General features: G+C 37.8%; 16 protein-coding genes. 6 read left to right on the top strand and 10 right to left on the bottom strand.

What is annotated here, in order from left to right:
- Positions 1–3: 3 nt before the first annotated feature.
- From AC0L3W_RS02035 to trmJ, 7 genes are all read right to left on the bottom strand, one after another.
- Complete coding sequence (locus AC0L3W_RS02035; RefSeq protein WP_290038666.1) at positions 4–444, bottom strand: hotdog fold thioesterase; 441 nt, start codon at positions 442–444, stop codon at positions 4–6.
- A gap of 22 nt (positions 445–466) precedes the next feature.
- A complete protein-coding gene (gene ydiJ, locus AC0L3W_RS02030; RefSeq protein ID WP_409439790.1) occupies positions 467–3,511 on the bottom strand; it encodes a D-2-hydroxyglutarate dehydrogenase YdiJ in 3,045 nt (1,014 codons plus the stop codon).
- A 287-nt stretch (positions 3,512–3,798) separates the two neighbouring features.
- Positions 3,799–4,227 (bottom strand): hypothetical protein, encoded by a 429-nt coding sequence (locus AC0L3W_RS02025; RefSeq protein ID WP_409439791.1) that lies wholly within the window; start codon positions 4,225–4,227, stop codon positions 3,799–3,801.
- A gap of 336 nt (positions 4,228–4,563) precedes the next feature.
- The gene (pepB, locus tag AC0L3W_RS02020; protein ID WP_290038672.1) at positions 4,564–5,859 is read right to left on the bottom strand and encodes an aminopeptidase PepB; all 1,296 of its coding nucleotides are present in this window, start codon (positions 5,857–5,859) and stop codon (positions 4,564–4,566) included.
- A 274-nt stretch (positions 5,860–6,133) separates the two neighbouring features.
- Entirely contained in the window at positions 6,134–7,327 is a 1,194-nt protein-coding gene (locus AC0L3W_RS02015) for an IscS subfamily cysteine desulfurase (protein WP_290038674.1), read from the bottom strand.
- A 16-nt stretch (positions 7,328–7,343) separates the two neighbouring features.
- On the bottom strand, positions 7,344–7,820 hold the full coding sequence (iscR, locus tag AC0L3W_RS02010) for a Fe-S cluster assembly transcriptional regulator IscR (protein WP_290038676.1): 477 nt from the start codon (positions 7,818–7,820) through the stop codon (positions 7,344–7,346).
- Positions 7,821–7,941: 121 nt separating this feature from the next.
- A complete protein-coding gene (gene trmJ, locus AC0L3W_RS02005; protein WP_290038678.1) occupies positions 7,942–8,700 on the bottom strand; it encodes a tRNA (cytosine(32)/uridine(32)-2'-O)-methyltransferase TrmJ in 759 nt (252 codons plus the stop codon).
- Between the two features lie 213 nt (positions 8,701–8,913).
- Here trmJ and suhB point away from each other — a divergent pair, with 213 nt between their 5' ends.
- From suhB to AC0L3W_RS01980, 5 genes are all read left to right on the top strand, one after another.
- Positions 8,914–9,702 carry an inositol-1-monophosphatase gene (suhB, locus tag AC0L3W_RS02000; protein WP_290038680.1) on the top strand — a complete coding sequence of 263 codons (789 nt, stop codon included), beginning with the start codon at positions 8,914–8,916 and terminating at the stop codon, positions 9,700–9,702.
- 181 nt (positions 9,703–9,883) lie between these two features.
- Positions 9,884–11,413, top strand: a complete 1,530-nt coding sequence (locus AC0L3W_RS01995) for a YbhB/YbcL family Raf kinase inhibitor-like protein (protein ID WP_290038682.1) — start codon at positions 9,884–9,886, stop codon at positions 11,411–11,413.
- A 59-nt stretch (positions 11,414–11,472) separates the two neighbouring features.
- Positions 11,473–11,973 (top strand): hypothetical protein, encoded by a 501-nt coding sequence (locus tag AC0L3W_RS01990; RefSeq protein WP_409439792.1) that lies wholly within the window; start codon positions 11,473–11,475, stop codon positions 11,971–11,973.
- Between the two features lie 116 nt (positions 11,974–12,089).
- Positions 12,090–13,499 (top strand): ATP-binding protein, encoded by a 1,410-nt coding sequence (locus tag AC0L3W_RS01985; protein ID WP_409439793.1) that lies wholly within the window; start codon positions 12,090–12,092, stop codon positions 13,497–13,499.
- 5 nt (positions 13,500–13,504) lie between these two features.
- On the top strand, positions 13,505–14,185 hold the full coding sequence (locus AC0L3W_RS01980) for a response regulator (protein ID WP_290038687.1): 681 nt from the start codon (positions 13,505–13,507) through the stop codon (positions 14,183–14,185).
- Positions 14,186–14,187: 2 nt separating this feature from the next.
- Here AC0L3W_RS01980 and AC0L3W_RS01975 read toward each other — a convergent pair whose 3' ends face one another.
- From AC0L3W_RS01975 to AC0L3W_RS01965, 3 genes are all read right to left on the bottom strand, one after another.
- Positions 14,188–14,838 carry a LysE family translocator gene (locus AC0L3W_RS01975; RefSeq protein ID WP_290038688.1) on the bottom strand — a complete coding sequence of 217 codons (651 nt, stop codon included), beginning with the start codon at positions 14,836–14,838 and terminating at the stop codon, positions 14,188–14,190.
- Positions 14,839–15,095: 257 nt separating this feature from the next.
- Positions 15,096–16,178 (bottom strand): endonuclease/exonuclease/phosphatase family protein, encoded by a 1,083-nt coding sequence (locus tag AC0L3W_RS01970; protein WP_417697226.1) that lies wholly within the window; start codon positions 16,176–16,178, stop codon positions 15,096–15,098.
- A 228-nt stretch (positions 16,179–16,406) separates the two neighbouring features.
- Positions 16,407–17,474: a PLP-dependent cysteine synthase family protein gene (locus tag AC0L3W_RS01965; protein ID WP_409439795.1), complete on the bottom strand. Its 1,068-nt coding sequence runs from the start codon at positions 17,472–17,474 to the stop codon at positions 16,407–16,409.
- A 176-nt stretch (positions 17,475–17,650) separates the two neighbouring features.
- Between AC0L3W_RS01965 and AC0L3W_RS01960 the strand changes: the two genes are divergently transcribed.
- Positions 17,651–18,112: an Lrp/AsnC family transcriptional regulator gene (locus AC0L3W_RS01960; protein WP_409439796.1), complete on the top strand. Its 462-nt coding sequence runs from the start codon at positions 17,651–17,653 to the stop codon at positions 18,110–18,112.
- Positions 18,113–18,130 lie beyond the last annotated feature (18 nt).

Genomic DNA, 18,130 nt, shown 5'->3' with positions numbered 1-18,130 from the left:
GTGTTATTGTTTTGGTTTATCAATCACCGCTACAGTCAATCGTGATGTACACACTAACTGTTGGCGTTCATTGCAAATTTCTATCTGCCAAACTTGAGTGCTGTAACCAATATGAACCGCTGTTGCGGTGCCTGTTACCACTCCTTTTTTAACGCTGCGAATGTGATTTGCATTGACTTCTAAGCCAACACAAACCTTATCATCTCCAACCACCAAATTAGCAGCAACACTACCAATGGTTTCAGCAAGCACAACCGATGCCCCACCATGTAATAGACCATGAGGTTGATGAGTACGACTATCAACAGGCATACTTGCCTGCAAAAAATTGTCACCAATTGCCGTATATTCAATGCCCAATAAAGCGATGATAGTATTGTCGCTAAGCGCGTTTAAACGGCATAAATCGGTATTTTTTTTCCAAATATCTGCCGTTTTTTCCATCTTATTGATTAACCTTCTAGGATTACAATAAAGTTAATAACGCCTGTACAGGGTGTTTTAACGTTTCGCCTTCAATACGTTTAACTTGGCTACGACAAGAGTAGCCTGTTGCCAAACATTGTGCTCTATCATGCTTAGCGATTTCAGCTTCCCAACTTAAACTGTAAATAGCTTTAGAGTCTGCTAATTTACCCGCATCATGTCCATAGGTCCCAGCCATACCACAACAGCCCACGGCAACATTTGATAATGTCCCACCGAAATGACTAAAAATAGTAGCCCAATCATTACCCGACGTTGGTTCTGCTGTTTTTTCAGTACAATGTCCCAGTAAATAGAAATGACTATTCTGCGACGTTTTTGCTTCTCCCGATAAACGAGGTTTCAACCATTCTTGGAATAACTGAACATTAAACTCACCACGCTTTTCACCTAAGGCTTGCTTGTATTCGTCACGGTAACAAAGCACCATCGCAGGATCTGTGCCGACCATAGCAATATCTAACGCAGCCATTTGATTTAAAAATGCTGCAGAATCTTCAGCAGTTTTAGCGAACTTAGTTAAGAAGCCTTTAATGTGCTGTGGTTTACCATTCGGCTTAAAAGGTAACAACACAGGTTTAAAGCCTAACTTCTTAATGGTTAAAAACAGATCTCTTACTACGTCAGCATCATAAAAAGTAGTAAATGGGTCTTGTACAACTAGAACGTATTGTTCGCGTTCCTCTTTACTTAATGCTTGCAGTTTACCTAAATCAAACTCGACAATATCATTATCTTGCAATGCGGTTTTTAACGTAGGCGAAGACAGTTGAGGAATATCAACCATACCAACCACTTTTTCAGTCAAAGCAGAGGTCACTTTTAAACCGGTAAAAAAGTTAAAGAAGCGTGGCATTTTGCCCATTAGAGGAGCGTATTGCTCTACATAAGCAACAAAGTAATCTTTTACCGGACGTAAGTAGCGATCGTGATACAAGTGTATAAAACGCGACCTAAAGGTAGGCACATCTACTTGAATAGGACATTGACTACTACAAGCTTTACACGCTAAGCACCCTTGCATTGCTTCCATTACTTCATGAGAGAAGTCATATTCACCGCCACGTTTCGCTAATGTGTTTTTAAATTTCGTAAAGATGCTAGCATTTTTACCTGCATAGAGGTCGCTTTCTAATTGTAGAATATCAATATCATTATTAGCTAACTGACGTAACCATTCTCGCATTAAACCAGCGCGTCCTTTTGGCGAATGTACACGATCTCGTGTTACTTTTACCGACGGACACATTGGAGATTTTGTATCATAATTAAAACACAACCCATTACCGTTACAGTCTAAGGCTTGCGCATAACTTTCACGTACTTGAATTGGAATTTGACGATCAAAGGTACCGCGTTTAGCTGCATCAACGCTCACTAATGATTCCGTGGAATCAATCGGTGTACAGATTTTTCCTGGATTAACTCGATTATGAGGATCAAAGACTGTTTTAATTTTTCTTAATTCTGTAAACAGCTCATTACCAAAGAAGTCCGGTCCATATTCACTGCGGAAACCTTTACCATGCTCCCCCCACATCAAGCCTTTGTATTTCGCTGTTAATGCCACCACTTTATCAGAGATTTCACGCATCAACTTCTCTTGCTCTGGGTCGCATAAATCCAAGGCTGGACGCACATGTAGTACACCGGCATCAACATGACCAAACATGCCGTAATGAAGACCTTTATCATCGAGTAACTGACGGAACTCGATAATATATTCAGCTAAGTTCTCTGGTGGTACACAGGTATCTTCAGCAAAAGCAATTGGTTTTGCACGGCTATCTGCTTTACCTAATAAACCAACGGCTTTTTTACGCATTCCATAGATACGGTTAATATCAGCAAGGTCACTACAAATTTGATAACCAATCACCCCAGCTTGTTTATTTTCAATCAATCCATCTAGCATCACAATCAATGCATCAATCTTTTGTTGTTGAATCGTTTCATCGGCTTCTGCAAATTCAACAATATTGATGCCATCGAGTACTTGTCCTGGTACATCACTAATTAAGTCTTTTACACTGTGCCAAACGATATCTTGCTTCGCTAAATTCAGTACCTTAGAGTCAACGGTTTCAACTGATAAAGCATTGGCTTTTACTAAAAAAGGGGCGTTTTGCAGTGCAGATTGGAAACTGTCATATTTAATATTAAATAAAGTACGGTAGGTTGGAATAGGCTGCACGTGCAATGTAGCTTCGGTAATAAAAGCTAAAGAACCTTCAGCACCACATAAGATACGGGTTAAATCAACAGTGCCAGTTTCATGATCATAAACATGCTTTAAATCATAACCGGTTAAAAACCGGTTTAGTTTTGGAAAAGTATCTTCAATGTTTTGAAGTTGTGTTTCACAAGTATCAATAACCTGACGATAAATAGCACCAATCGAATCTTGACGCTCCACTTGATCAATTAAGTCGAGTGCAGTTAATGGTTTACTTTCTAATACACTACCGTCAATCAATACCGAAGTAAGCGCTAAAACGTGATCGCTGGTTTTACCATAAATCAGTGAACCTTGACCCGATGCATCATTACTAATCATACCGCCGATTGTCGCGCGGTTACTGGTTGACAAATCCGGAGAAAAGAATAAACCATGCGGTTTTAAATATTCATTTAATTGGTCTTTAACCACACCAGTTTGAACACGAACCCAACCTTCTTCTGCGTTTATCTCTAGTACATTATTCATGTATTTAGATAAATCTAAAACAATATCATTCGTTAATGACTGACCATTAGTACCAGTACCACCACCACGTGGAGAAAATCGAATATCTTCAAATTCAGCTGATTGCGCAAGTTGGCAAATAGCCACAATATCCTGTGTCGATTTAGGAAAGATGACGGCTTGAGGAAGACACTGATAAACACTGTTGTCCGTTGCTGCTGCTAAACGACTAGCATAACTTTTTGCTATCTCACCTGAGTAATCACTTTCAGATAACGCTTTGATAAACGAAAAAGTATCTTGTTTAATATTTTCTTGGTGGTTTAAATTTGGGATCATGAATAAAACACTCTAGTCCAGTAATGATATTTTAGAAGATAAAATAGACACTGATAATAGCATAATTAACCAACAAATAAGCACTTTAAACAAATCAAGGTTATTCACTAACAGAGCGGTCATCTTAATTTAAGTATGGTTATTGTTGGTTTAATGAAAGGGTCGCACAACCACAAATCATTAAGCGCTTTTCAAGCATTTTATCTAAGGGAGTTACACAGGTATTAAGGTTATAAAAGCTGATTAATTCTATTTTTTGATACGTTTTAATCAGCTTAGTTTGTCGCTTAAAAAGCGTAATTAGTTAGCTTGTTTTTAGGTGGAAAACTAGGCTCTTCTACCACAGGAGCAGTCTCAACGGGAGCAGGCTTCACTGCGGGTGTTGGAGCAGCAATCACTACCGGAGCTAACTGTTCATAGTTTTTTTCTTTTTCGCTTAAACAAGAAAACATCAAGGTAGTTTTTGTATCATTACCGAACCAACCTGAATACTCATTTAAGTGTTTCACTTCCATATAGCGCTGTTGATCAACACAATATTCATTGGCCTGTGAAAGAATTGAAGATAACAATTCATCTTCTTCATTTGAAAAAGTAGAGATCTCTTTACTAATAATATAACTATCAGGGCCAGCAGGAATAGGACCAATAGAAATGGTTGAGCAACCACTTAATAACGCAAAACCAGATATAATAATTAATGTTCTAATAACCATTGCTATTTTCTCTACCTATACAAGTGTAAACTGGGCATATAATGCCTACTTAGCGCGAGATTCTACGTTATTTAAATATAAATTTCACGTTTTACCATAAGTTCAACTGTTTTCATTTTTAATCTTTGATCCTGCTTTTAGGAATTCTGACTACAAGCTTAAAAGTATTAACAGAATAGAGGCCTTGTAACTATTTAAGCATTCCTCTTTAGACATAAAAAAACCAATATTAAGTGGCTTAATATTGGTTTAACTGTCAATGACATAGACGCATATATGTTAAAGACCAGGGCAGTTAAGGCCATCAACAGAAGCATTTAATAAATGCTTCATCAATTATTTTAGTAATAAATCACAGATCGTTTGTATACCGTGTCCTTTACCGCCTGTTGCCCATAAACCATTACCAGATAACTGATAGCTACCCGACAAATCAAAGTGTAACCAATCTTGCTCTGGGTGTATAACAAATTTAGCAAGGAATGCAGCCGCTGTTGATGCACCAGCCATGCTTTCTCCACCACTATGAATATTAGCAATATCAGCAAATGATGATCCAATCTGTTGAAGATGGAAAGACTCTAATGGTAGACGCCATAGTTTTTCATTTGTCTCTTTTGCAGAATTTAATGCAGATTCAGTAAATTCATCATCCATACTTAATACACAGTTGTAATCACGACCAACTGCAACCTTAGCTGCACCGGTTAATGTAGCTGCATCAATGATCTTTTTAGCACCATCTTCTTGCGCAGCAATTAAACCATCAGCTAAAACTAAACGCCCTTCTGCATCTGTATTTAACACTTCCACAGTCACACCGTTTTTATAAGTGATTACATCTCCTAATTTAAAGGCTTTATCGCTGATCATGTTCTCTGCACAACATAAGTATAACTTAACGCGTTTTTGTAAGCCGTTAGCAATTGCCAGTGCTAACGCACCTGTCACTGTAGCAGCTCCGCCCATGTCACTTTTCATCGCTGCCATTGATGCACTTGGCTTTAAGCTATAGCCGCCTGAATCGAAGGTAATGCCTTTACCTACTAAAGCAAAGTCAATTTGCGCATCTGCATCACCCGTTGGATTATAATCAATCTGTAACATACAAGGTTCATTTACACTGCCTTTACCTACCGTATAAATACCAACAAAACCATGCTCAATTAACGCTTCACCTGCAATTTCATATTGTGTTAATTGGCGACTGTCAGCACAAACCTCAGTTAATAATGCAGTAGCTTTTTCACTCAATGTTTTAGGAGCAAGTGCATCAGGGCCTAAGTTAATGGTTTCTCTCACCCATTCACTAATGCGCTTTTTACTCTTTAATGCGCTAATTGCTTCCTCATCAAGCTCAGGAAATAATACTTTTGCACCACTTTTAGCGTTATAAAACCCTTGGCTAAACGCCCAACATAGATCAGAGTTCCATTGCTCACCCACTAATTGAATACTAGGTAATGACATTCCATCTAATTTACGTGCGGCACTTTGCACCTGTGATAAAACATCATTCTGATAATTAATATGAATGGTAGCTTGTTGTTGATCAAAAGATAATAAAGCATTCTCTCCCCAAATTGGGTTGGCTTTTTGATCCGATAGAGTGACTAAAAATGACTGGCTCATAATATTCCTAGATTGAAAGTGGATTGCTCTTATATTAACTGTGTCGTTAGTTTTTTAGCAAAGAAAATTATACTAAAAAATAATATATCGATTGCTTAAGTTTTGTATTCAACGTTTTATGCAGTAAGAAGCATGAATGAATATAGCTGGATATTAATAGGTAAGAAGGAGAGGAAGTGCTGAGTTACCCACTTAATAATAACTCAGCAATTGAACATTCTATGGATAGCGATGCCTTTAACGCATCGCTTTACTTATCCAGAAGTTAGGTCACCTAATGGGCAGCAACACCCTCTTTAAACATATTCCATACAGGAGACATTTCACGTAAACGGCTGATATTTTGACGAATAATGTTAATCGCGTAATCGATCTCTTCTTCTGTAGTAAAACGACCAATACTAAAGCGAATAGAACTATGTGCTAATTCATCTTCACGTCCAATAGCACGCAAGACATAAGAAGACTCGAGACTTGCAGAGGTACAAGCGCTACCCGATGAAACCGCTAAATCTTTTAATGCCATCACTAACGATTCACCTTCAACATAATTAAAACTGATGTTGAGATTACCTGCAACACGGTTTTCTAAGGAGCCATTAATATAGATTTCTTGCATATCCTTCACGCCATCTAACAAGCGCTCACGTAACGCAAGGATGCGTTGGTTTTCACTGTCCATCTCTTGTTTAGCAATACGGAAAGCCTCTCCCATCGCCACAATTTGATGAGTGGGTAATGTCCCACTACGCATACCACGTTCGTGACCACCACCATGCATTTGAGACTCTAAACGAATACGCGGTTTACGACTAACGTAAAGCGCACCAATACCTTTTGGTCCATACGCTTTATGCGCAGAGAAAGAGATTAAATCAACCTTCATACTCTGTACATCAATCTCCACTTTACCCGCACTTTGCGCAGCATCAACATGTAAAATAGTTTCATTAGCTCGACATAACTCGCCAAATGCAGCAATGTCTTGAATAACACCTATTTCATTATTCACATGCATTAAGCTCACTAAGATCGTATCTTCACGCAGAGCGGCTTGTAATTGTGCAGGGCTAATAATACCGTCTTGTTGAGGAGCTAAATAGGTGACTTCAAACCCTTCATGCTCTAATTGGCGGCAAGTATCTAAAACAGCTTTATGTTCCGTTTTAGCAGTAATAATGTGCTTACCTTTATTTTGATAAAAATGTGCAGCACCTTTAATCGCTAAGTTGTCTGACTCTGTTGCGCCAGAAGTAAAGACAATTTCACGAGAGTCAGCATTAATTAACTCGGCAATCTGTTCACGAGCAATATCAACCGCTTCTTCAGCCTGCCAACCAAAGCGATGTGATCGAGAGGCTGGATTACCAAAGTCGCCATCCATTGATAAGTATTTAACCATTATTTCAACAACACGAGGGTCAACAGGCGTTGTTGCTGCATAATCAAGGTAAATTGGTAATTTCATTTCTTCTCCACTGCTGTTACTTAGAAATAATATTCAGCAGTTCGCTATTAATAAACTTATTCTTTTGTTGTTCGGATACATTCTGTACGTGTTCGCTAGCCATCAACTCTTCCAATGTAATACCATCTAAAAAAGAACTAATGCGTGTACTTAACTGTTCCCATAAAGAATGAGTTAAGCACTCAACACCGTCTTCTTGGCAACCACCTTTTCCAGCACATTTACGAACATCAACACTTTCGTTAACAGCATCGATAATCATTGATACAGATATCTCAGACTTACTTTTACCTAGTTTGTATCCGCCACCAGGGCCCCTGACACTACTAACTAGTTGTTTTTGTCTTAGTTTAGAGAAAAGCTGCTCTAAATATGAAAGCGATATTCCTTGGCGCTCTGAAATTTCAGCAAGTGGTACAGGTCCTGTATGCTCTTTTATTGCAACGTCTAACATTGCAGTGACCGCATAACGGCCTTTTGAAGTTAATTTCATAATAGAATTCGCTATAATAAGAGTTTATAAAGCTAATGTAATTTGCATTAGTGATCTAATACTCTCAGTATAAATACCCGACAATTTTAGTCAAGTAAGAAACCCTACACTTTAGTTGGTTTTATTTTTTACTGTCGTTTTTGTTATTTCTTGGGTTTTCTTCAAGACTTTCTACCGACTTTTGCATGCTACTAAAAATACCTCGCAGCATTTTTAATTCATTGATTTCAGGTCTTGCTCGATTGAATAAACGACGAAGTTTGTCCATCACTAACCCAGGATGAGCAGGCACAATGAAACCAATTTGGAATAAGGTTTTTTGTAGATGTTCTAACATACCTTCAAATTCAGCAGCTCTTGGGTACTCTTCAACGACTTCAGGAAAAGACTCAGAGGCAAGATAAGCCATACGCACTTCATAGCTTAATGTTTGTACTGCCATTGCAAGGTTCAATGAACTGTAGTCTGGATTTGCAGGAATAAACACATGGAAATGACACTTTTGCAGTTCATCATTAGTTAAACCACTGTTTTCACGACCAAATACTAATGCTACTTTATGTTTTTTACCTTCTGAAGCTGCTTTTTCACCCATTTCTCTTGGATCTAGCATAGGCCAGTTAAGGGTTCTAGGCCGAGCACTCGCTCCAACCACTAGGCCACAATCAGCAATACCTTCATCGAGTGTTTTATATACTTTATGATTTTTAAGTACATCACTTGCGCCAGCAGAAAGCGCTACTGATTTACCATCTACTTCACATTCAGGATCAATCAATACCAAGTCAGTCAAACCCATCGTTTTCATTGCTCTAGCAGCACTACCAATGTTACCTGGATGAGAGGTGCCAATTAATATAATACGCACATTGTCTAGCATTGTTTTTCCTTCATATTTCAGTGATTTTTTGAGCGCAAAGTTTAGCACTATTCAATTAACAACAAAACACTACAGACAGCCATTTTGGATTTATTAATCACTAATTAGACTATATTTTGAACAATTAAAATATTGCACAATAGTGTGACCTGTGTATAATTCGCCGCCGAAGGAATTTCCCTTCACGTTCTTTTAAAATCTAATGGTGATCCAATGCATCCAATGTTAAATATTGCGATTCGTGCTGCGCGTAATGCGGGTAAAGTAATTGTTAAAGGTTATGAAAATTTAGAGTCAGTTGAAGTGGAAGAAAAATCCCTTAATGACTATGTGAGCAGCGTAGATAAAGAAGCTGAATTAGCAATTATTGGTACGTTACGTAAATCTTACCCAGACCACAGCTTTGTTGCTGAAGAGTCAGGTATCGATAATGGTAAAGATACAGATCACCAATGGATTATCGACCCACTAGATGGGACAACAAACTTCATTCGCGGCATACCTCACTTTGCTGTATCAATTGCATTAAAAATCAAGGGTCGTACTGAAATCGGTATCGTATTCGATCCTATCCGCAATGAATTATTCTCTGCAGTTCGTGGTCAAAGCGCTCAAATCAATGGTTACCGTACTCGTACAAGTTCAGTGCCTAAGCTAGCTGGTACATTATTAGCGACTGGTTTCCCGTTTAAGCAAAAATATCACCTTGAAACTTACTTAAACATCTTCCAAGACTTCTTTAATGATGTTGCTGATATGCGTCGTGGTGGTAGTGCTGCACTTGACCTAGCTTATGTAGCAGCTGGTCGTATGGACGGTTTCTGGGAATTCGGTCTAAAACCTTGGGATATCGCAGCAGGCGAATTACTATTAAAAGAATCAGGTGCAATGATGACTGATTTTAACGGTGGTAATGATTACTTCAAATCTGGTGATGTTGTTGCAGCTAACCCGAAATTATTGAAAGAGATGTTAACCGTTATTCGTAAGCACAACGCTTAATTGAATACTGTTATATAGTCACCACCATTAGATGTTAGCCAGAACTTGTGTTCTGGCTTTTTTTTATCCATTTTTTAGTCACTACATATTTGCCCTACATTTCCTCGTTATACTACTAATATTAGTCTTAATATTAGGACTACTTACTCTTCTATTTTTGACATTAATCGGATCTTAATTTATGAATAAAATTTGGATAGGCGCAGTGACTTTACTTTGCAGCATATTGCTTAGTGCCTGCAATGATGCATCAACGCAACAATCAAACTTCACCATCAGTAGCTCGGTAATGCAAGATGGTGGTGCCCTTCCTAAAATCTACACCTGCGATGGTGATAGCATAAACCCACCAATCAGTTGGCAAGGCGCGCCTGAAGGTACTCAAGCTTACGCTGTTATCATGCACCACAATGCGCCTGAAGGTGTTCATTGGTACTTAACTTTGTATAACCTAGCGACGGATATCACCCATTTAGACAGTGATTTCTCCTTAAGTAAAGAGCAAGGTCAGCAAGGTACCAACAGTGTTAACCAAAAAACTGAATATGCACCACCCTGTTCAAAAGGCCCCGGAGAAAAAGCCTATACGTTTACTGTTTATGCGTTATCTGAACAAGTAAAAATCAGCGATAATACACAGGTTGAGAGAGCAAATTTATTGGATGCGATTAAAGAGATAACGCTAGCATCAGCTGAAATGACCGTTACCTATCAACGTAATGAAACAGATCAAAAGCACGCACCTAAACCACCAGTGAAAAATGCTCAACCGGCACCACAGGCAAATCACACTCAAAGATGCCAAATTATAGAGAACTCAATTAACCAAGCAGGGTTTGCAAAAAGTGTTCAAGTCACCTGTGATCAAGAATATGCTTATGTAGCTTCATCAACCTATCCAGACCATCAAATGATGACAGGTATTACCGGTACTAATGAGCAAGTACCTGTTCCCGCTTTAGGTTATGCCGCACCAATAAAATTACACCCCCAAAAAGCAACTGAGATAACCACCATTGATGCGGCCGTTGGTGTTGCTGTTAACGGCGTACCGATTTACGACTATTCATCTCAAGGCGAGTTATCAGTTGAAGAATATGATCCTGCGCACGATACATTGACACTTGGGCAATTAGATATTTGTGGTGGCCACTCAGGAAGAGGAGATGATTACCATTACCATGTTTCACCTACATGCATGATAGACACCATGAAAAACCAAGGCAGCGATGCCATTATTGGTTGGGGTTATGATGGCTATCCTTTATATGGTAACGAAAATCCTGATGGCAGCACTATTACTGAAGGGACTTTAGATGTGTGTAATGGCCAAGCAGATCCAGAATTTGGTTACCGCTACCACACCTCTACTAAACCACCCTATATCATCCAATGTTTAGTCGGTGACGTAGACACTAGTCAATTGCCAAGAGTTGCGCCGTTAAGTGGTGATACACAAGGAATAAGAGCCAATCTTAAACCACCTGCAGACGGTGTTGATGACCTACAATACACAACAGCGGAAGATGGAAGCCGCAGCATGCGTTATACCTACCAAGGCGAAAGCTACTTCACAACATATCGAGCAAGCGAACAAGGTGAACAGTGTTATGATTTCGAACAAAAAACCATTAGTAATGGTGGTCAAATAGAACACGGCACTTTTTGTAGGGACGCTCAACCTAATGAACAGAAAGTTAACCATCAATAAAGGAATGAATCAGACGACTAGTTATCGTCGTCTGATTCACCTAAATAAGATACATTAAAATGATTCATCAAATTAAATCCACACTGTACATATTTTTGTTATTGGTAACCTGTTTTAGCAACCCAATAAGCGCACACACATTAAAAGAAAGTACCGCACAAGTTATCTTACGTGATGGGCAAGTATCCATCAAAATCATAACCCAAGAAGATCATTTATTGATTGCCATGCAAAATGACCTCGCTTGGTTAATGGGTGATTTACAGGAGGTCATGCCTGATAATTTAACTGCTAAAGAGCAAAACTCCTTTATAGAAAACGCTCTACTGCAGTCCACTAATTTGCAAATAAACAACCTGGCAACAAGCTTACAAACAGCAAATATAGTGGCACAAAAGAAAGGTGAAATTGAAATTCTGTTGCAAGCAAAACATACCTTTAAAACGGTCAATAATATTTCAGTGTCTTTCTCTAAAACCCTAGCCACAGTACACGTTAGCTTTGTGAAACCCCAATATAAGCTAATAAAAGCAGGAAAAAGTGCAACAGCTAGCTTTTAAGCAACCATCTCGCGCATCAAAACGTGAACAACTCGCAAATTGTTTGGAGATCATCAATATGCAATACTGTTTGCTATCAAGTAGAGTAACTTGTGTCTATTAAAGCTAGAGAGCCCGTGAAATTAATACATAAATTTTTTCTTGCCTTCTTTATTACAAACATCACCTTAGTCGGGGCGATGTTTGTATTCATTTATCTTAATTTCACCACTGAATTTAATCACTTTGTTGAAAAACAAGAACAGAAACACCTCTCCAAAGTAAAACTCCACCTCACTCAGTTTTATGCCAAAGCAAATAGTTGGGAGACAATTGCCTATAACAATCAATTATGGCGCTCTATTGTTGACCCTAAACAACAAAATAACGAAGATAGAGCAACTCTAGACAACCCACCTCCCACTTTATTATGGATTGAACTACCAGGTGATTTACTAAAAACAGGGCGGCGGATCAGTTTATATAATCAGCATAGACAAGTGGTAGTAGGTCGTAATGAGATCAATGAAAATCCATTAATTGAACCTATTTTACTGAACAATACTATCATCGGATGGATTGGCTTAGTTCCTTCTAAACTTGCAGCAAACAGTCCTGCAAAGGCTTTTTTAAATGCCCAACTGCATAACTATATAATCATTACATTATTAGTGATTGTGCTGGCTTTTATCATGGCAATTGTGCTTTCTAAACACTTGATTAAACCCATTCAGCAAATTGTTATTGCCACCAATGAACTCAATAAGGGCAATTTTACTAATAGGATAACTCCCCTTTCTCAAGATGAATTGGGCACTTTATCTAACAACTTTAATGAGCTAGCCAGTACACTGCAAGAAAACCAACAAATGCGTTTTCAGTGGATGTCTGATACGTCACATGAATTAAGAACACCATTAACCGTATTACGGTCCCATTTAATCGCAGTGCAAGATGGTGTATTTGTGGCCGATAATAAACGTATTAGTTTATTGATAGACCAAGTCAATAATTTAAATTTGATCGTCGATGATCTGTCACAACTCGCACACAGTGATACGGCCAGCTTAAGTTATCAATTTAAAACACTCAATATAGCTGCACTCTTGCAGCGCACCTTAGAGAGTTATAGTGCGCGGTTTACACAGTGCCAACTTAATATTGCTCCGTTACATTTAGATAATTCGGTCAACTATCAAGTGTATGGAGATCAAGAACGTCTTCAACAACTATTTATTAACTTATTAGAAAACACTTGCCGTTATACGAATCAAGGTGGTCAGGTTCAAATTAGCCTAAAGCAAGTTAAACAACATATCGAACTAACCTTTTCAGACTCTGCACCTGGCGTTAATAAACAGGACCAAACGAAATTATTTGACCGATTTTATCGTGTTGAAAAATCACGAAGTCGCGAATATGGAGGTGCAGGACTTGGTCTTACACTCTGCCAACAAATAACAGAAACACATAAAGGTAGTATTTCATTACAAGACTCACCTTTAGGTGGCTTACAAGTGACATTAACACTTCCACAAACAGGTTAATTTATATGAAAACAAAAACGATTTTAATTGTTGAGGATGAAGAAAATATCGCAGAAGTGCTAATTGCTTATAGCCAGCAGCAGGGTTATCACACCCAACACCTCGATAACGGAGCGAAAGTGCTTGAATTTATCAAGCTCAATACAGTCGATTTGGTTTTATTGGATCTGATGTTACCAGAAGTAGATGGACTGAGTTTATGCAAACAGATCAGAGATTTCTCTAATTTACCTATTATTATGGTGACCGCAAAACAACAAGAGCAAGATAGATTAATAGGCTTAGAAAGTGGCGCTGACGATTATATTGTTAAACCTTTCAGCCCTAAGGAAGTCATGGCCAGAATTAAAGCCGTATTACGAAGAACGAGTCAACCTCATTTGAATACAATTAATCATGCAGGTTTTCAATTGAACGTCGACGGCTATGTAGCTTTATTAGAGCAAAGAAACATCGATTTTACTGCCGTAGAATTTAAAATATTTCTCTTATTTATAACCCATATTGGCAGAGTTTTTACTCGAGAAGATATTATTCAGCATATCTATCAAGGTGATGCATTGGAAGTATCTGACCGAAATATTGATACACATATAAAAAATATCCGTAAAAAAATTAATGCTGTCAAAATGGGCTGTAACCCAATAGCTTCAGTCTATGGCGTTGGCTATAAATTTATAGACTGAACTTACTTTTGAGTAACAATCAAAAAACTAAAGTAAATCATAACAGCACCAGATAGTCGCTCAGTCCAAAGGTTTAACCAAGAACCTTTACTTTGCCGCAACCCTTTGATCTTATCCACCAGCACAATTAATAAACTGAACCAACATATAATTAATGAGGCATGAATTCCCACTAGTAAAAAAGCAGCTGTAATATCTTGTTGGTCAAAATGAATAAATTGTGGAAACGCTGCTAAATAGAACATTGACACTTTAGGGTTTAATAACTGCGTAAAAAAGCCTTCATTTAAGCAGCTGATAAAACCACTATTGCGCACATCCGGTGCAGTCGTATTAAATGCGCCGTCTTGTGGAGGTCTTTGTTTAGCTTTTTTAAAAGAACCATACAAAGCTTTAAAGCCGATATAAAACAGATAAGCGGCACCTAATAATTTGATCAACATAAACAATTCAGCTGATTGCATCACTAAGGCAGACAAACCAAAAATCGATAATCCACCATGCATAAAAGTAGCACAAGCAATACCCATTAAATTGATCATTGCCGCTGACTTAGGTTGATTGGCAATTGTTTTTAAAATTAAAACGCCATTAGGTCCTGGAGAGACCACTAACAATAACGCCACCAAACTAAAGGCAAAAACCTCATTCATTTTTTGTATTACCTTCTTATATTGTGCAATTGATTTTATCGCCAATCATACTAATTAACTGATCTATTTTACTGATTAAAATAACTTAGTTCTTCGTTGTAATTTTCGTAGATAAAACAACGATTAAAGAATAAACATTTATCGTTCATTCTCCGGTCATTATTAACAAAGTTAATCTTCGAAAGGCTAAAATTCTGCCTTAAACTGAGTCACTTTTCCTATACAAAATTTAGATCACTTATTTAGTATAAGTGATCTTATTGTCTGAGCGTCAAACAAATACTAACCACAGCATGGTCAGTACTTTCCCCATCGATTTCAAAGCTTGGATTAATCAAGTGCTTATCTGTATTTACATAATCACTCACTTCAAAGAAGTTAGATTGTGCCTTTGTATCAAATTCGCTGGATAATAGAATATAATCGAGTACCGAGCTACTTTGACCAAAGTAATGCGTTGCAGCCCGCTTTAAAGGCTGCTCTGAGATCAATGTTTGATTGCTTTCATAAAGATCCCAGGCATCACGTAATGTATAAAACTGCATTAATTGCTGTTGCTGCTGATCATTATTAAATAGCAAATTAGGTGTGCTTAAATGCGCTAAAATTCCATCTTGTAATGGATTATTAAAATCCCCCATCAAGATCATGGCATTACCCGTTTTAGCCCGCCTTGCAACCATATGCATCATCAATAAAGTGGCTTCACTGCCTCGTTGAATAGAAGAAGCCCATCCACCAGCGACTTGAGCTTTGAACTGTTCAATCACTTTACCTTCCAGTGAAGTAAGGGGATCTGGCTCAGCCTGCCATGCAGCACGCTTTGATTTAAAGTGAACCACATAACAATCACACAGACCGAGGTGCGGCAATTCAACCGTCGCTCTCACCACTTGCCGACTAAAATCAAATTCAGCAGTTAACCCTAACTGCATTGCCAGCTCAGTATCAACTGCGACAGATGAAACAGAAACAATGGGGAATTTACTGACTAATGCAACAACAGGATCACGATAAATAAAATCATCAATCACTGTTGGCTTATCTACTACAGCAAAATATTCATAACCTTGTTTTTTTACCAATATCTCAAGTGCTTCAATACTAAAGACCTCTTGAAATCCGATAATATCAGGTTGATGTTTTTGCAAATAAGAAGCAATCCAATTTTCCTTTTTTTGCCACTGCTCAGCTGAATAGATACGATCAAAATCGTAAAATGCATCTGGTGGAGCAAGGTAATTAAACAGGTTAAAAGTCGCTACTTTAATTTGCGTTTGTTCAACTTGTTTCGTTGATGATAAATCATCATTAGAAGATCGAAGGGAAATAGAATTAATTGGCACAAACTCCTCTCTTTTATTCCTGTTTTATGAGCATTAATGAAAATGATGATAAAACATAGATAAGGTAAATTATTTAATCTTTAAAAAATAATAGTATCGCACAGAGAAGTCAGAGTATAAGTATAAATGCCCCTATCGCTTATTTACCCTTTTAAAGTCTTAGATTTAAAGTGGGTAACAATGAAGACAGAGAAACTATAAAATAACCACAAAACATCTAGCCTATTCATTGGTTATTTTATCAAGGTAGTTTGTAATACTATCTTGCTGCAAACTAATATCACCTATATTAGAAGCAACCCACTGTTTATCATAATAGCTATTCGTGTAACGCTCACCACGGTCGCACATCAGAGTAACAATTGAACCTGTTTGCCCTTGCTCAATCATTTTCTGCGCCAGTTTTAATACTCCGAACATATTGGTGCCTGTACTTGCCCCCACTTTTCGTCCTAATAATGACGCAGTCCATAACATTGCAGCAATAGACTGTTTATTATCAACACACAACATATTATCAATAACAGAGGCGATGAATGAAGGCTCAACACGAGGTCGGCCAATCCCTTCTATTAAACTCCCTTTACAATTAATTAACTGTTTATTTCCGGTTGAGTAATAATCATAGAAAACCGAATTTTCAGGATCAACAACGGTTAATTCAGTCGTTAATTGATGATAACGAATATAACGCCCAATAGTTGCACTGGTACCACCGGTTCCTGCACTCATTACAATATGTTTTGGCACAGGATGTGGCTCATGTTGCATTTGTTTAAAAATTGAATCGGCAATATTGTTGTTACCGCGCCAATCCGTTGCGCGTTCAGCATTAGTAAACTGATCCATATAATACCCATTTAACTCTTTTGCTAATCTTTCTGATTCTGCATAAATTAAATTGGTTGAATCCACTAAGAAACACTCACCACCATACCGCTCTATCTCTGCTATTTTTTGTATGCTGGTTGATTTAGCCATCACAGCAATAAAACGTAATCCTAACAAACGAGAAAAATACGCTTCAGAAATAGCAGTACTGCCAGATGATGCCTCCACTATCACCGTATCTTCTTTGATATTGCCATTACATAATGCATATAAAAATAAAGAGCGAGCTAAACGATGCTTTAAACTTCCCGTTGGGTGTGTGCTCTCGTCTTTAAGGTAAATATCAATGCCCTTTAATTGTGGTAAATCGACTTTAATTAAATGCGTATCAGCACTACGTTGGAAGTCAGCTTGAATTTTGGCGATGGCCGCACTTACCCATTGACGTTGATGATTCATAATATTTATCCTGTTCAAATAATAAAGCTAGTTTACCTTTGCTTAAACAGAATTAACGTCCTAAAAATCTTTTAATAAGCCACAATGAAAAATATTTTTCTGCTAAAGTTAAATATACAGAAAATAATACTCAACCTTTAGACCAACTTACTCTATAGAAAAATTGAAGAGGCAATATGAGCTTAGACGCTACGGATAAAAAGATAATTACCTTACTACAGCAAGATGCTTCATTATCATTACAGCAATTATCAGAGCAATTGGACCTAACCAGTACACCATGCTGGAACAGAATTAAACGCTTAGAAAGTGAAGGTGTTATCCAAAAGCGCGTTGCATTAGTTGCCCCTGAAAAGGTAGGCCTAGAACTGGTCGCCTTTGTACAAATTAAAACACAACAACATTCGGAAGTCTGGCTGCGAAACTGTGTACAGCAGGTAAAAGGATTTGCGCAAGTTTTAGAGTTTTATAGAATGGCTGGTGAATATGATTACTTACTCAAAGTGATTGTTAAAGATATGCGTAGTTATGATCACTTTTACCAGCAATTGGTAAATGATGTAGACGGATTAACCGATGTGAATACTAGCTTTGCTATGCAACAGTTAAAATTTACTACCGAACTCCCTATAATGTAATCAAATAGTGATCATGAA

Source organism: Psychromonas sp. KJ10-5 (assembly GCF_055808325.1).
The sequence above is the reverse complement of the archived record's forward strand: the minus strand, read 5'-3'. Positions and strand labels throughout refer to the sequence as shown.